16 protein-coding genes are annotated in these 13,475 nt (G+C 35.9%); 10 read left to right on the forward strand and 6 right to left on the reverse strand.

What is annotated here, in order from left to right:
* Nucleotide 1: 1 nt before the first annotated feature.
* Entirely contained in the window at nucleotides 2-1,414 is a 1,413-nt protein-coding gene (locus DRF57_RS07210) for an MFS transporter (protein ID WP_115917665.1), read from the reverse strand.
* Between the two features lie 40 nt (nucleotides 1,415-1,454).
* Nucleotides 1,455-2,006 carry a TetR/AcrR family transcriptional regulator gene (locus DRF57_RS07215; protein WP_115917667.1) on the reverse strand — a complete coding sequence of 184 codons (552 nt, stop codon included), beginning with the start codon at nucleotides 2,004-2,006 and terminating at the stop codon, nucleotides 1,455-1,457.
* Nucleotides 2,007-2,110: 104 nt separating this feature from the next.
* Here DRF57_RS07215 and DRF57_RS07220 point away from each other — a divergent pair, with 104 nt between their 5' ends.
* A complete protein-coding gene (locus DRF57_RS07220; RefSeq protein WP_228450321.1) occupies nucleotides 2,111-2,569 on the forward strand; it encodes a VOC family protein in 459 nt (152 codons plus the stop codon).
* A gap of 91 nt (nucleotides 2,570-2,660) precedes the next feature.
* Nucleotides 2,661-3,269, forward strand: coding sequence for a hypothetical protein (locus DRF57_RS07225; protein ID WP_047488166.1), 609 nt, complete (start codon nucleotides 2,661-2,663; stop codon nucleotides 3,267-3,269).
* 23 nt (nucleotides 3,270-3,292) lie between these two features.
* On the opposite strand, the gene DRF57_RS07230 is transcribed toward DRF57_RS07225, so the two are convergent.
* On the reverse strand, nucleotides 3,293-4,312 hold the full coding sequence (locus tag DRF57_RS07230) for an NAD-dependent epimerase/dehydratase family protein (RefSeq protein WP_047488507.1): 1,020 nt from the start codon (nucleotides 4,310-4,312) through the stop codon (nucleotides 3,293-3,295).
* A gap of 59 nt (nucleotides 4,313-4,371) precedes the next feature.
* On the reverse strand, nucleotides 4,372-4,947 hold the full coding sequence (locus DRF57_RS07235) for a Crp/Fnr family transcriptional regulator (protein WP_115917669.1): 576 nt from the start codon (nucleotides 4,945-4,947) through the stop codon (nucleotides 4,372-4,374).
* A 135-nt stretch (nucleotides 4,948-5,082) separates the two neighbouring features.
* On the opposite strand from DRF57_RS07235, the gene DRF57_RS07240 reads away from it, so the two are divergent.
* A complete protein-coding gene (locus DRF57_RS07240; RefSeq protein ID WP_115917671.1) occupies nucleotides 5,083-7,458 on the forward strand; it encodes a TonB-dependent receptor domain-containing protein in 2,376 nt (791 codons plus the stop codon).
* Nucleotides 7,459-7,527: 69 nt separating this feature from the next.
* Here DRF57_RS07240 and DRF57_RS07245 read toward each other — a convergent pair whose 3' ends face one another.
* Both DRF57_RS07245 and DRF57_RS24165 read right to left on the reverse strand, forming a co-directional pair.
* Complete coding sequence (locus tag DRF57_RS07245) at nucleotides 7,528-7,914, reverse strand: hypothetical protein (protein ID WP_115917673.1); 387 nt, start codon at nucleotides 7,912-7,914, stop codon at nucleotides 7,528-7,530.
* Nucleotides 7,914-8,048 carry a hypothetical protein gene (locus tag DRF57_RS24165; RefSeq protein WP_262511485.1) on the reverse strand — a complete coding sequence of 45 codons (135 nt, stop codon included), beginning with the start codon at nucleotides 8,046-8,048 and terminating at the stop codon, nucleotides 7,914-7,916. Before DRF57_RS24165 ends, DRF57_RS07245 begins: the two co-directional genes overlap by 1 nt.
* Nucleotides 8,049-8,141: 93 nt before the next feature.
* Between DRF57_RS24165 and DRF57_RS07250 the strand changes: the two genes are divergently transcribed.
* The 7 genes from DRF57_RS07250 to DRF57_RS07280 all read left to right on the forward strand — a co-directional run bounded on the left by DRF57_RS07250 (nucleotide 8,142) and on the right by DRF57_RS07280 (nucleotide 13,475).
* Nucleotides 8,142-8,774, forward strand: coding sequence for a TetR/AcrR family transcriptional regulator (locus DRF57_RS07250; protein WP_052188590.1), 633 nt, complete (start codon nucleotides 8,142-8,144; stop codon nucleotides 8,772-8,774).
* Complete coding sequence (locus DRF57_RS07255; RefSeq protein ID WP_115917675.1) at nucleotides 8,771-9,238, forward strand: GNAT family N-acetyltransferase; 468 nt, start codon at nucleotides 8,771-8,773, stop codon at nucleotides 9,236-9,238. Before DRF57_RS07250 ends, DRF57_RS07255 begins: the two co-directional genes overlap by 4 nt.
* A 5-nt stretch (nucleotides 9,239-9,243) precedes the next feature.
* Complete coding sequence (locus tag DRF57_RS07260) at nucleotides 9,244-10,068, forward strand: helix-turn-helix domain-containing protein (protein WP_228450323.1); 825 nt, start codon at nucleotides 9,244-9,246, stop codon at nucleotides 10,066-10,068.
* Nucleotides 10,069-10,147: 79 nt separating this feature from the next.
* Nucleotides 10,148-10,738 (forward strand): NAD(P)H-dependent oxidoreductase, encoded by a 591-nt coding sequence (locus tag DRF57_RS07265; protein WP_115917679.1) that lies wholly within the window; start codon nucleotides 10,148-10,150, stop codon nucleotides 10,736-10,738.
* Nucleotides 10,739-11,075: 337 nt separating this feature from the next.
* Complete coding sequence (tyrS, locus tag DRF57_RS07270) at nucleotides 11,076-12,278, forward strand: tyrosine--tRNA ligase (RefSeq protein WP_115917681.1); 1,203 nt, start codon at nucleotides 11,076-11,078, stop codon at nucleotides 12,276-12,278.
* 202 nt (nucleotides 12,279-12,480) lie between these two features.
* Nucleotides 12,481-13,002: a 3'-5' exonuclease gene (locus tag DRF57_RS07275; protein WP_115917683.1), complete on the forward strand. Its 522-nt coding sequence runs from the start codon at nucleotides 12,481-12,483 to the stop codon at nucleotides 13,000-13,002.
* A gap of 23 nt (nucleotides 13,003-13,025) precedes the next feature.
* Entirely contained in the window at nucleotides 13,026-13,475 is a 450-nt protein-coding gene (locus DRF57_RS07280) for a GNAT family N-acetyltransferase (protein WP_115917685.1), read from the forward strand.

Consider the following 13,475-nt stretch of genomic DNA (forward strand, 5'->3'; position numbering starts at 1 on the left):
CTTACGGATTCTTTGCCATCTTACTTTTCGGAAGGATATGCTCAGGAAGCATAAAAATAGAAGCTGCTACAAAAACCAGACATACAATATTGATAACAATAGCCATTAAAAAAGCATAATGGTAATCTTGCGCTGACGGCTGTTTTCCCAGAAAATAATAAAAAACACCACCCACCGCAATAATTCCGATGATCGCTGCCACCTGCTGAAAGGTATTGTAAACTCCCGACGCATTTCCTACAAGGGTTGCAGAAATCCCGGACAATGCCATATTGGCAAGAGAAGGGATAACAGAACCTACTCCTGCTCCATGCAAAAAAAACAGGAGGTAAAAAAGGTAAAAAGGTGTCTGCAAATTGAAAGTAAAAATCTGTATAATAAGAACACCAGCGATCAGCCCTATCCCTCCAATTAGTGTATTCTTTCCATATTTTAAAACCAGTTTTGCAGAAAAAAGGGAAGCCAAAATAAACCCAAGCCCCTGAAAAACAATAATCTCACCGGCATGCAGCGGACTGATTCCTAATCCATCCTGAAAAAAAAGCGATACAATATAAAAGTAGGAATCCAGCATAATAAAAAAGAAAACCACCGCCCAGATTCCCAGGTTGAAATTCTTATACCTGAACAATTTAAAATCAATCAGATAAGGGCGGTTCTTTTTTATTTTTCCTTTCTGATTTTTTATAAAATAGATCAAAATACAGCCTGAGATCAGAAGAAGGGCAGTGTTTTTGAGATTAAAGCCCTGATGTTCAGACATCGTCAAAGCATATGTTGAACAAAAAAGACCAGCAGACAAAGCTGCTACCCCCCAAATATCAAAGGCATTTTTTACCGGAGTTTTAGATTCATTCAAAAATTTCATGCTGAAAAATACAGATAAAATACAGATAGGTACATTTATCAGAAAAATCAGTCTCCACGGTTCCTGCATAAAGGATAGCGATGAAAAATACCCTCCAAAAAACTGTCCTGCAATGGTTCCAATCCCAATTGTTATTCCGTACCATCCCATTGCTTTTGTTCTTTCTTCATGAACCGGAAACAGGATCTGTATCATAGACAAAACTTGTGGGGCCATCAAAGCAGCACTCATTCCCTGAATAAAACGGGCAATGATCAATGGTCCGGCACCCGTTGAAATTCCGCAGCCTACAGAGCTCAGCATAAAAAATATCAACCCAACAATGAAAATCTTTTTCCTGCCATATACATCCCCCATCCTTCCCCCTGTAATCAGAAAAGAAGCAAATCCAATAAGATAGGAAGAGATCATCAGCTGCATTTCTCCATTGGAGGCATGAATATCCTTCTGGATAGATGGAATAGATACATTTATAATAAAGATATCCATGATGGTAAGCAATTGTCCCGAAAGTACAATCAACAATTTCAAATATTTAGAGTTCATAATTATATAGATATATCTATTTTTTGACAGTAAAAAAAAATTAAAACAACAGTCCCTGAACAATTTTTTTAGCGTGATCGAAAGAATCTGTTTTTTTTTGGATTGTAGAGGTTACCACAGCACCTTCAATAAGCAGAAAAATAGTTTCCGCCGCAAGATCAATATCCGGTAATTGACTTTGTTCCACTAATGTTCTGATGAGATCTTTCTGTTTTTCTTTATGTTTCTTTACAAAGTCAGACACCACAGGATTAGTGTCTCCAATTTCTGAGATGATTTTAATAAAATGACATCCGGCAAAAGTAGAGGATTTTTGCAGCTGCTTCCTGTAATCCATTAAAGCTTCTATTTTTTCTTTAGGATCCGAGCAGCCTTCAATACTTTTTTCAACACCTTCAAACCATGCCAGTTCTTCTTTAATAAGATATGCATGTAAAAGCTCATTCTTGGATGAAAAATGATTATACAGGGACCCGATTGCAATATTGGCATCAGCAATAATCTGATTGATCCCGGTAGAATTATAGCCCTGTCTGTAAAACAGATCCGAAGCTACCCTGATGATTCTATCTTTCACTTTTTCTTTTTTCATCCTGAAAATTTTTACAAAACTAAATAAAAAATAGATAAGTCTATCTATTTTTAAATGATAAATAATATTTTTATCTTAGTCTATATAAACTGGTCAAAAAATTTATGAGAAGGGCTGCATCAATTATTATTTTTTCTTTCTGGATGGTCCTATCTTGTAATCAGGCTCCCAACCCCAATCCTATGAGTACTTCCAACCCTGTTGTTTATTTTGAAATTCCTGTCAGTAATCTGGACCGTGCAGAAAAATTTTATACTGCCGTTTTTAATTTTAGTTTTGAAAAAGAGTTGATCGACCATTATGAAATGGCGCTGTTTCCATTTGAAGAAAAAAACAGTGGAATTACAGGAGCACTGGCTAAAGGAGATGTATACAAACCTTCTAAAGACGGCGTCATTATTTATTTCAAAACCGAAAATATAGATGAAACCTTACAAAAAGTTATTCAAAATGGAGGAAAGCTGCTCTATTCAAAGAAAATAGATCCAAAACACGGCTTTGCGGTTGCTGAATTTGAAGATTCCGAAGGAAACAGAATTGCATTACATGAGACGATCGATTAATACAATTTAGTACATATTATTTTTTCATTGAAATATCTGCATATTTTGTATCTTTAATTACCATATTCATAAAAATATTGGGTGAAAATTTATGACAGAAGAACTTCATTTTATCAAAACAAACCCTAATATTGCTAAAATTAATTTATACAATAAGCTCTGTCGGGAAGAAGAGAACATTTTAAATTTTCTCCAAACCAACAACACGGCCCAGCTTGAAACCATTAAGGAGAAAGTAAAAGAGTCTGTAGATGAGCTTACCAAGGAAGAATTGATGAATATCTTTTCATGGTTCAGCCATATGTATCCTTCAGATCCTGAAGAAACCAAAACACAGCTTTTCATCCATGGTATTGATCTCTTTTACGAAATACCATCTAATGATAAGGTACAAAGTTTCCAGCAGATTCTTTCAGATTATGAAAAGTACTCACAGCAGCCCATGGGTTATATTGTCAATTCTCAGAATTTTAACCAGTTCCTGATTTACGGAATATTTATCACAGCATTACTCCATAGAGACCAGGAAAATATTCTTTGTGATTATTTAAAAGCTGACCATCAGGATTTATATGTTCTGGCTGAAAACCAGTTGTATTTAAAAGAATCTGATATCCAAAACAGTACTAATCTTCAACTTTATTTCAATGATCTGTATGATATGACAAAATTTTATAAAGGTTCTATTATCCAGCTTTAAAGTGACCGTCATAAAAGAGGCTTTCAGGCCTCTCTTAAGATTTCAGGATTTTTTATCAGGTAGCTTAAAGCCTCAGCCACAGCCTGCTCAGGTTTTTTCGGATTAAATCCTAATTCATTTCTTGCTTTGGAAATATCAAAATCCTGCTGCAATCCTGAAAACATGGCAATATCTTTTCTGGTCAGTACCGGAGCTTTTCCACTTAGTCTGGCTGTAAATTCCATGATGGCAGCAATACCCAACAAAACTCCTTTTGGAACTGAGCTAGGTATTTTAAGTTTCAGTTCAGGATAAAGTCTGTTTGCTAAAATGGTGGTGTCTGTAATGCTCATGCATTTTTCATTGGCAAGAATATAACGTTCTCCGGATTTTCCTTTTTGGGCAGCAAGATAACACCCTTCTGCAACGTCTTTTACATCTACCCAGTTTAGGGTAATTTTAGTATCTACAGGGATTTTTTTATTCAGAATAAGTTTCAGAACTCCATAAGAAACGTTCAAGGGTGAAAACGCTTCACTCCCTATCATAGCAGCAGGCATTACAGAAACAAGCTCTATTCCGAGTTTGGCAGCCAGCTCAAAAGCAAGTTTTTCACCGTCATTTTTGGAATTATAATACATATCCCTTCTGTCCGGATTGTAACCATTACTTTCTTTGGTGGGAAGTTTTGTATAATTCAGTGCAGCAATAGAACTTACATAGATTATTTTTTTCACTCCTGCTTCTGCAGCGGCTTCAATAGTATTACGTGTTCCGTTGATATTAACATCATAGATTTCTTTCTGGGGATCCTGAGCCCATAATTTAAAAGAAGCACCTACAGCATAAAATGTTTCTACTCCCTGTAATGCTTTTACAAAAGAGGCTTTATCAGTGATATCCGCATGAACTACTTCACAATCCAGCCCTTCAAAAGGCTTTTTATTCCTTATATTCCTTACTGTTGCCCGTACGGGAATTTTCTGCTGCAATAAAAATCGCACTAAATTATTTCCCAAATGTCCGTTTGCTCCTGAAACCAGGCTTAAAGTATTCTTTGTCATTGCATTCATTTTAATGCTGCAAAGTTCACTTTCCTGTTTGCGGAACCACTTGACTTTTGTTAGTTAATTATTTTTCTCCTGATTCTGCTGAGACTTTCCGGTTTCATCCCTAAAAATGAAGCGATGTATTGAATGGGAACATGCTGAATGATATCGGGAAATTCTTTCAATAATTTAAGGTAGCGTTGCTCAGCACTCAAAGCAGATAATTCTCTGGAGCGGTTTTCATTGTAGGCAATAGACTGTTGAAAAACCGAAATACTGAAATCTTTCATCATCCGGCTATGGGCAACCAGATGATCAAGATTCGCTTTGGAAATCCGCAAAAGTTCACAATCTGTAATGCATTCCACAAAATCATCAGATCTTGTTTTGTTGATAAAATGAGTATAAGACGTAAAAAAATCGGGCGGACAGTTGATATGGGTAGTGACCTGGTTTCCATTCTGATCCATATAAAACAACCTGAGGTATCCTGAAACAATATAATAAAGATAGTTGGGTACTTTACCTGCTTCTTCTATCACCGTGTTTCTGGAGAATTTTACCGGTTCAAAACAGGTTTTTACCGTTTCAATTTCTTCGGGGGTAATCTCCTGTCCTAAGCGTATATATTGCAAAAGTTTATCATGCATTGAGGATGAATATTGATGAATCTGTCACAAAAATAGCCAAAAGAAAACTTCGGACCCTCTTCCGGCTAAAAAAAGATTTTTCACAGACCAATGTAATATCTTTCTCCTAAAAATTGTCTTGTATAAAAACTAAGTATGAATCGGAAGATAATTATTCTTTTAAGTCTTGTATCAAGTTCATTCATTTTTGCACAAAGCATTGAAGGAACTATTACGGACCAGGAAAATAAACCGGCGGCGGAAACAGAGGTACTGATCACAAAAGATAATCTTAAATTTTCTGCGATCACAGATGAAAAGGGAATGTTTAAAATCCCTTTAAAAGAAAATGGAAATTATGTATTTGAAATTATAAAAGACGGGATAAAAACAAACAGTGAAAAAATAGCAGTAAAAGGGGCCGTCAAAAAAGATGTTCAGTTTGGTGAAGCTCCTCCTACAGTACAGAAAGTAGAAGGGGTAACCATTACAGCCAAAAAGAAATTATTTGAAAGAAAAGTAGATCGTCTGGTATTTAATGTTGAGAACTCTGTGGCTTCCCAAGGCATTGATGCTATTGAAGCATTATCCAAAACCCCCATGGTAAAAACCAGTGACGATGCGATAAGTATTGCAGGCAAAAGCAATGTTGCCGTTATGATCAACGACAGACTTCTGAATTTAAACGGACAGGAACTTATTAACTATCTAAAAACACTGCGCTCTGATGATATCCTAAAAATAGAAGTCATTACCACTCCACCTGCAAAATATGATGCAGAAGGAAAAAGCGGACTGATTAATATTATTCTCAAGAAAAATGCAAATCTCGGATGGAATGGCTCTATCCAAACCTCCGGAAACTATTTTTGGGGAAAACCTACAGTTTCTACAAGAAGCGGTGCTACATTCAATTATCAGGGAGAGAAACTCTCACTAAGCACCAATCTTTCCGCAGGGGATAATTACTGGCAATACGATACCTACAATTATCTGAAAGGTACCACCAATACTAATTACTGGAACAGAGACAGTGACAATCTCAATAATTACAAATACAAAAGCGGAAATATAAAAGCGGAATACAAAATCAATGATAAGAACCTGGCAGGGATCAATTATAACTACTCGCACAGTAATCCTTTGGAGAAAGGAGAAAGTACTTCAGCCAGATTCAATGAGGAAGGTCTGCTGAATATTCTCTCCAATTTTAGAAACAGGAACAGCAGGGATGTTCACAATGCCACAGCATTCTATGAAGCCAAATTAGACAGTGCAGGAGGAAAACTGAATTTGACAGCAAATATGATGATCAATAATTCCAATGCAAGAAACTTCTCTAATACTATTACTTCGGAAACTATTGCTACCCTGGCAAACCCTATCAGTAAATACAGAATTTATTCCGGGCAGGCCGATATGGAAAAAACTTTTGCCAAGATAAAGACCGAATCGGGACTGAAATATACCCGGATCAAAAATGACTCAGAGTTTAATTTTTTCAATATTGAAAATGATCAGTATGTGCTAAACCCAGGTCGTACCAATACTTTCTTTTACAATGAAGAAAACTATGCCGCTTATGTATCGACCAATTTTAAAATCAATGATAAATGGGATGCTAAGGCCGGGCTCCGTTATGAGTACACTACGCTGGAAGGAGTTTCAATGAATGATAATACTTCAGCAAAGATAAAATATGGTAAATTCTTCCCTACAGCCTATATAAGCTATAAGCCCAATGAAAATCATGCTTTTTCACTCAACTATTCACGGAGGATTTCGCGTCCTTACTTCGGAAATCTGAACCCATTCAAATTTTATACTTCAGAATATGAATACAGCACCGGTAACCCGTATCTGCTGCCTTCATTTTCAGACAATTTTGAATTTGGATATGTGCTGAATAATAACCTGAATATTACTTTATACTACAATTATAATAAAGATAACTGGGACAGAATCCAAATGGTTGATGATCAAACAAGATATTCTATCGTGAAGAATTTCTATAATGAAGACCAGGCAGGAATCAATGTCAGCTACAATTACAATAAACTGAAATGGCTGGAATCTACTCTTTTTGTGAATGGGTATTATGCAAAATCAAAATCCTATGATCCTGCCATTCTTCCGGCACCGGCCGGTTACAGTGCTAATATTAATCTGGACAATAATTTCTTTCTTAATAAAGAAAAGACAGTCACCTTAATGCTAGGGCTTTGGGGCAGTCTTCCGAACAGAAATGGAAACACCTATTACTATACCAATGCCTCTCTGTATACAGGATTAAAATTAAGCCTGATGGATAAAAAACTTCTCGTTAATTTATATTTAAATGATATCCTGAATACCAACCGTGAAAAAGGTATAGAATATTACCCCACATATACTATAGATTATCAGTACAAGGGTATTACCCGAAATGTTCACCTTTCTCTTACCTATAAATTCGGGAACAATAGTGTGAAAGGAGCTACCAAGCAGGTAAAATTTGAAGAATCCAACAGAGCAGGTGGTAATGGTAATTAAAACCTACTCTCCTCAATAATCTAAAAACGGATAAAAACTATAACTTGGGTCAACAGAATCCTGCATTTGTCAGGATCTGTTGGCCTTTTTATCAGAAAATTGTACCAAGCTGAATGTTTTAAGTCGAAAAAAATAATAAACCATTCCACCGGCAAAATACGCCAGTACATCCAAAATATCTCCTGTAAACCGATGTGATACTCCCGGACAAAGCACTTCAAATAAAAAAGATAAATACAGTACTGAGGTCAGAACAAATTTTAAGTTAGGTTTCCAATGATAGCCTAATAAGCTGTTCATTATATATTCTATCAGGTAACAATACATAGGAACGGTAATACAATCCGTAAAATGATCATTGATCACTGGAATATACAATCCTTTTTTTCTTAATACAATGATGAATATCCAGGCTATCAATCCCACAAAAAACCAATAAGAAATTCTTTTTCTCATCACATATGCAACAATGCCATTATTACACCGATGAGTACCTGCAGAACTTTTGCCAGAACATCCTGAATATTACTTTCGTTTTTCTTGTCTTTTTTTCCAGCTTCTTCATAATCAAATATTTTTTTCCCTTCCATATTGATTATATTTTTTTATCACAAATATACTTCAAAATTAGAACAATTGTTCTAATTTTAAAAATAGTATCAATAAAATATTATATTTGTTAAATGATGAAAACCAAAGAAAAAATTTTACTGAAGGCCCTCGAACTCTTTAATGAGAAAGGTTATACTACAATCACTACCAGACATATCGCTGCGGAGCTCAATATCAGTCCGGGAAACTTGCATTATCACTTCAAACATTCAGAAGATATCATTAAAATACTCTTCCAGGAACTCGTACTGAAAATGGACGAACTGCTGAATACAATGAAAGAAATGGAAAATAATACGCTGGAAAACCTTTATCAGTTTACTTTTTCAACGTGTAAAATATTTTATTCTTTCCGGTTTATATTCGTTAATTTTGTAGATATCTTAAAAGAAATTCCAGAAATAAGATCACAGTATGAAGAGATCCATACCAGTAGAAAAGAAGAATTTCAGATGATCTTTTCCGGATTACAAAAGAATAATATTTTTAAAAAAGATGTACCTGAATTTATGATGGACAGCCTTATCCAGCAGATTTTCATTATTGCCGATAACTGGCTTACCCACAACAGGTTAATTTTAAAACTGGATCAAGAGGCAGCGATATCGCATTATACCTTGCTGCAGATGAATCTTTTCTATCCTTTTCTGAATAAAGAACAGCAGAAATTATATGAAAAACAATATATCACCCCTACACCATGATCATCAGGAAAGGAAACACAGCTGATCTTGCGGATATGAAGCTTCTTTTTGCGGAAACCATTACGGATGTCTGCAAGGAAGACTACAATAACGAACAGATTGAAGTTTGGAAGTCAGGTACTGAAAATGAAGAAAGATGGCTAAAAGTAATAGAGAAACAGCACATTTTGATTGCTGTTTCTGAAAATAAAATGATTGGGTTTTGCACCCTCGATCAGGGAAACTATATTGATTTGCTCTTTGTACATAAGAATTATCAGCATCAGGGAATTGCAAAGGCATTGTATACTCAGATAGAACAGGAAGCCCTACAACAGGAGGCATCCATACTAAATGCCGATGTCAGCAAGACAGCAAAACCTTTTTTTGAAAAAATGGGTTTTAAGGTGAATGCTGAACAAACTGTACACCTCAAAGGAGTTGACCTCATCAACTATAAGATGAGTAAAAATCTGATTACATAAAAAAGATGATGCCTGACCAACTGCCCGAATATCATGAATTTAGAATTCCTGTTCCCCAGGAGTTTGAAAATGTATTCACTCATTTCTATTTTGCTGAAAATACTTCTGCTGGGGCTATCGTCAAAACTTTACTTCCCACTTACCAAACCCTGTTATTATTCTGCTTTGGGGAGCAGGCATCCATGTCTACCCGTGAAAAAACGATTATCAGTGTTGATAAGTGTATCGTTTTCGGTCCTGTAAGACAAGCTTTTGATTATATGCTTCCGGCAGGTTCTTCTATACTTGTAGCTAATTTTAAAGATGATGCATTCTTTAGGTTTTTTGGAAAACTTTCTTTTGTCCATACAACAGCTAAACACCCTGATCAACTTCTGGATGAAAATTGCTTTACTAATTTATGGTATGAGCTTTCCCACCTCCAGTCTGCTACAGAACAGGTGAATCATATTTTAGAATTCTGTATTCCATATTTACAGGATCAGGATACTATAAGCAAACTTTTAAGTGGTATTGAAAATGATCATTTGAATCCGATAAAAATCGTTTCTGAACAGACGAACCAGACCGAAAGAAATATTCAGCGCAAACAGAAGGAACAATTTGGATATTCTATTAAGGAAATTAACCGTTACAACCGCTTTTTAAAAGCCATAAAAATCATAGAAAAAGAGACCGCAAAGCAGGAAAAAGTTCAGTGGTTTCACATCATCGATGAATGCGGTTATTATGATCAAAGCCAGCTTATTCATGATTTCAAACATTTTTTGAATATTTCCCCTGCCCAATACCTGAAGTTTCAACAGGATATCTGCAATCCTAAATCCTGATCTTCAGATTTCGTTTTCTTACAATTTTTAACATTCCCACTGCTTTACATTTGTCTTATAAATTTAAAAAAGCAGCGCAATGAAACATTTAATTATTTATGCACACCCTAACGAAGGCAGTTTAAATCACAACATTTTAAGCCACATTATAGAAACGCTTCAGTCTGAACATCACGAGCTCAGAATCAGGGATCTTTATCAGATGAATTTCGATCCTGTTTTATCGTTAGCAGATATGCAGGGGCAGCGTAGTGGACAAGTAGCTGATGATATACAGCAGGAACAGGATTTTATTTCATGGGCAGATCAAGTCACCTTTATCTATCCCATCTGGTGGACTGGACTTCCTGCTATCATGAAGGGATATATAGACCGTGTTTTCAGTTACGGTTTTGCCTATCGTTATGACCAGGGAATACAAAAAGGACTTTTAAAAGGGAAAAAAGCCGTTATCATCAATACCCATGGAAAGTCTCATGAAGAATATAAACAAACAGGAATGGATACGGCACTTTCTCTTACTTCTGATCAGGGTATTTTTACCTATTGCGGCTTTGAGATCATCCAACATCTCTTTTTTGACAAAGCTGACAGAGCCTCTGCGGAAGATCTTGAATTATGGAAAAAACAGATCTCAGCAGCTTATCTCCAGCCTGTTCTTAATCACTAAAATAAAATTTTATAATGGCATGGTATTCGCTTAAAGATTGATAAGTAAAATTGTTTTGAACCATTATTTTAAACCATTAAGATTAGTAATTAGTTAATTTTTAACATCACTATATATCTTGATGGTTTAAATATTGGCTTTCGATTAAAAAGTTTCTATATTTGTATCTCATGAAACACTTAAACAGCATATTGCGTCTTCCATTTTTCAGTGAGTATTACTCCCCGACCTATCGTTCGGGAAGACTTTCTATAGCTATTATTCAGTAAAATTATCTACATATATATAGAGCCCGGACAGTATCTGTCCGGGCTTTTTCATTTTAAAATTATTCAATATGATCAGTACATTACAAGAAAATGTGGCCATTACTCTTCCTGAAAACGGGTTGGAGGAAAAGCTGAAACTCGCCAAAGAGGAAAACAGAAAATTAACTGTAAAATTGGGCTTTGATCCAACAGCCCCTGACTTACATTTAGGGCATGCGGTGGTGCTAAAGAAACTGAAACAGTTTCAGGATCTGGGACATCAGATTGTGATTGTTGTAGGAAGTTTCACAGCAAGAATTGGTGATCCCACAGGGAAAAATAAGGCAAGAAAACCTTTAAGTTCCGAGGAAGTAGAGCATAATGCCAAAACCTATATCAATCAGCTATCTAAAGTTATTGATGTAGAAAAAACAAAAATCGCCTTCAATTCTGATTGGTTAGACATTCTTGATTTTTCGGAGGTTATTCAGCTGATGTCAAAAGTAACGGTAGCCCAGCTCATGCACAGAAACGATTTCAATAAAAGGTTCGCAGAAAATACCCCTATTGCCATGCATGAATTGGTATATCCTATCCTTCAGGGTTTTGATTCAGTGAAAATTGAATGTGATATTGAAATGGGAGGAACTGATCAGCTTTTCAACTGTACTATGGGGAGGCAGCTCCAGGAAGTTCATCAGTTACCTGCACAAATTGTCATGTGCATGCCCCTTTTAAAAGGACTTGATGGAAAAGAAAAAATGAGTAAATCTCTGAATAATACGATTGGTCTTACTGATGAGCCCAATGAGATGTTTGGGAAAACCATGTCTATTCCGGATTCTTTAATTGATGAATTTATTGAACTCACCACAGATTTCTCACCGGAAGAAAAAGCTGTATTAACATCAAGGATAGAAAATGGAGAAAATCCAATGAATATAAAAAAGCTGATTGCCAGAAACATCATCAGTCAATACCATGATAAAGTCTCTGCCGAAAATGCAGAACTCTTCTTTAATCAACAGTTTCAGAATAAAAATTTTGAGGAAAAAAGTTTTGAGCCTGTTTCGATTGCTATTGTGTTGAATCATCTCCAAAATAAGACGACTATCCTTGAACTATGTCATCATTTAAAAAACAGCCTGAGTAAATCTGCTGTGCGGAGGCTCATCCAAAGCGGAGGTGTTCAGCTCAATTCTGTCAAAATCATAGAACCGGATCAGGAAATTGAACTTTCAAAGGGGCTTAAGATAAAAATAGGAAAGAGAAGCTTTTTTGAATTAGAGTAAAAAGAGAGAAACCGAAGGCTGGAAGAAGGAAAAAATAGTTTTCATTCAGTAGTATGGCTATGCTGAGGGATATCCTGTTGCCAAACACAGGTTCAAACGATACTTCCGGCCTTTTCTTTCAGCTTCTGTTCTCACATAGTGAAATTTAGTGTTTGGAGCTCAGGTTAAATCAATATCTTCGTTATTCTAAAATCAGTATTCAATGAGCTATATCATGGTCGATATAGAATCGGACGGTCCGATTCCCGGGGATTTTTCTATGGTATGTTTTGGTGCCGTGCTTGTAGATGGGGAACTGGACAAGACTTTCTATGGGAAGCTAAAGCCTATTTCTGGAAAATACAATCCCGATGCTTTAGCGGTTTCAGGCTTCACAAGAGAAGAAACCATGGATTTTGAAGATCCTGAAAAAGTGATGTCTACTTTTGAAGAATGGATCAAAACTCATTCTAAAGGAAGACCTATTTTCATCAGTGATAATAATGGTTTCGACTGGATGTTCATCTGCTGGTATTTTCATCATTTTCTTGGACGAAATCCTTTCGGCTACTCTTCAAGGAGATTGTCTGATCTGTATTGTGGATTGGAAAGGGATACTTTTGCCCAATGGAAACACCTACGTAAAACTGAACACACCCATCATCCGGTAGACGATGCCCGCGGAAATGCTGAGGTTTTGTTATATTTGAAAAAAGAAATGGGACTGAAAATTGCATTGAAATAGCATCACTAATTTTTATCTTCAACATGGATCTTGACCTGCATTACGAAAAAGCCAATGAAAATGATATTGATTTCCTTCTCGATCTGAGAATGAAAACCATGAATCCTCATTATGCTGAATCTCATCTTCCGACCGACAAGGAAACGACTCTTAAAAGGATTCTTTATGAGTTTGATAAAGCTCATATTATTTTCCTTAATCAGCTTCCCATCGGGCTCTTAAAAATAAACAGAACTGCTGAGAAAACAGAAGTTCTCCAGCTTCAGATCGATCCCGAATTGCAAGGCCGTGGAGTGGGAAGAAGTATTTTAAAAAATATTCTTGATGAAGCTTCGGAAACAGGAAAAACAGTATCATTAAGTGTTTTAAAAACCAATAAGGCACAGCAGCTTTATTCCAGTTTAGGCTTTCAAATTGTAGGAGAAGATGAGCATTCTTACTTTATGGAAGTGAAAAATGAACAGGGCAATTAA

The sequence above is a fragment of the Chryseobacterium rhizosphaerae genome (assembly GCF_003385455.1).
In the GTDB taxonomy this organism is placed as follows: Bacteria; Bacteroidota; Bacteroidia; order Flavobacteriales; family Weeksellaceae; genus Chryseobacterium; species Chryseobacterium rhizosphaerae.

Bases quoted from the DNA above. Each gene is read 5' to 3' on its own strand.
- DRF57_RS07250 (WP_052188590.1), top strand. From the start codon at position 8,142: ATGATGAAAACCAAAGAAAAAATTTTACTGAAGGCCCTCGAACTCTTT.
- DRF57_RS07240 (WP_115917671.1), top strand. From the start codon at position 5,083: ATGAATCGGAAGATAATTATTCTTTTAAGTCTTGTATCAAGTTCATTC.
- DRF57_RS07225 (WP_047488166.1), top strand. From the start codon at position 2,661: ATGACAGAAGAACTTCATTTTATCAAAACAAACCCTAATATTGCTAAA.
- DRF57_RS07230 (WP_047488507.1), bottom strand. From the start codon at position 4,312: ATGACAAAGAATACTTTAAGCCTGGTTTCAGGAGCAAACGGACATTTG.
- DRF57_RS07260 (WP_228450323.1), top strand. From the start codon at position 9,244: ATGATGCCTGACCAACTGCCCGAATATCATGAATTTAGAATTCCTGTT.
- DRF57_RS07280 (WP_115917685.1), top strand. From the start codon at position 13,026: ATGGATCTTGACCTGCATTACGAAAAAGCCAATGAAAATGATATTGAT.
- DRF57_RS07255 (WP_115917675.1), top strand. From the start codon at position 8,771: ATGATCATCAGGAAAGGAAACACAGCTGATCTTGCGGATATGAAGCTT.
- tyrS (WP_115917681.1), top strand. From the start codon at position 11,076: ATGATCAGTACATTACAAGAAAATGTGGCCATTACTCTTCCTGAAAAC.
- DRF57_RS07235 (WP_115917669.1), bottom strand. From the start codon at position 4,947: ATGCATGATAAACTTTTGCAATATATACGCTTAGGACAGGAGATTACC.
- DRF57_RS07215 (WP_115917667.1), bottom strand. From the start codon at position 2,006: ATGAAAAAAGAAAAAGTGAAAGATAGAATCATCAGGGTAGCTTCGGAT.
- DRF57_RS07210 (WP_115917665.1), bottom strand. From the start codon at position 1,414: ATGAACTCTAAATATTTGAAATTGTTGATTGTACTTTCGGGACAATTG.
- DRF57_RS07275 (WP_115917683.1), top strand. From the start codon at position 12,481: ATGAGCTATATCATGGTCGATATAGAATCGGACGGTCCGATTCCCGGG.
- DRF57_RS07265 (WP_115917679.1), top strand. From the start codon at position 10,148: ATGAAACATTTAATTATTTATGCACACCCTAACGAAGGCAGTTTAAAT.
- DRF57_RS24165 (WP_262511485.1), bottom strand. From the start codon at position 8,048: ATGGAAGGGAAAAAAATATTTGATTATGAAGAAGCTGGAAAAAAAGAC.
- DRF57_RS07220 (WP_228450321.1), top strand. From the start codon at position 2,111: ATGAGAAGGGCTGCATCAATTATTATTTTTTCTTTCTGGATGGTCCTA.
- DRF57_RS07245 (WP_115917673.1), bottom strand. From the start codon at position 7,914: ATGAGAAAAAGAATTTCTTATTGGTTTTTTGTGGGATTGATAGCCTGG.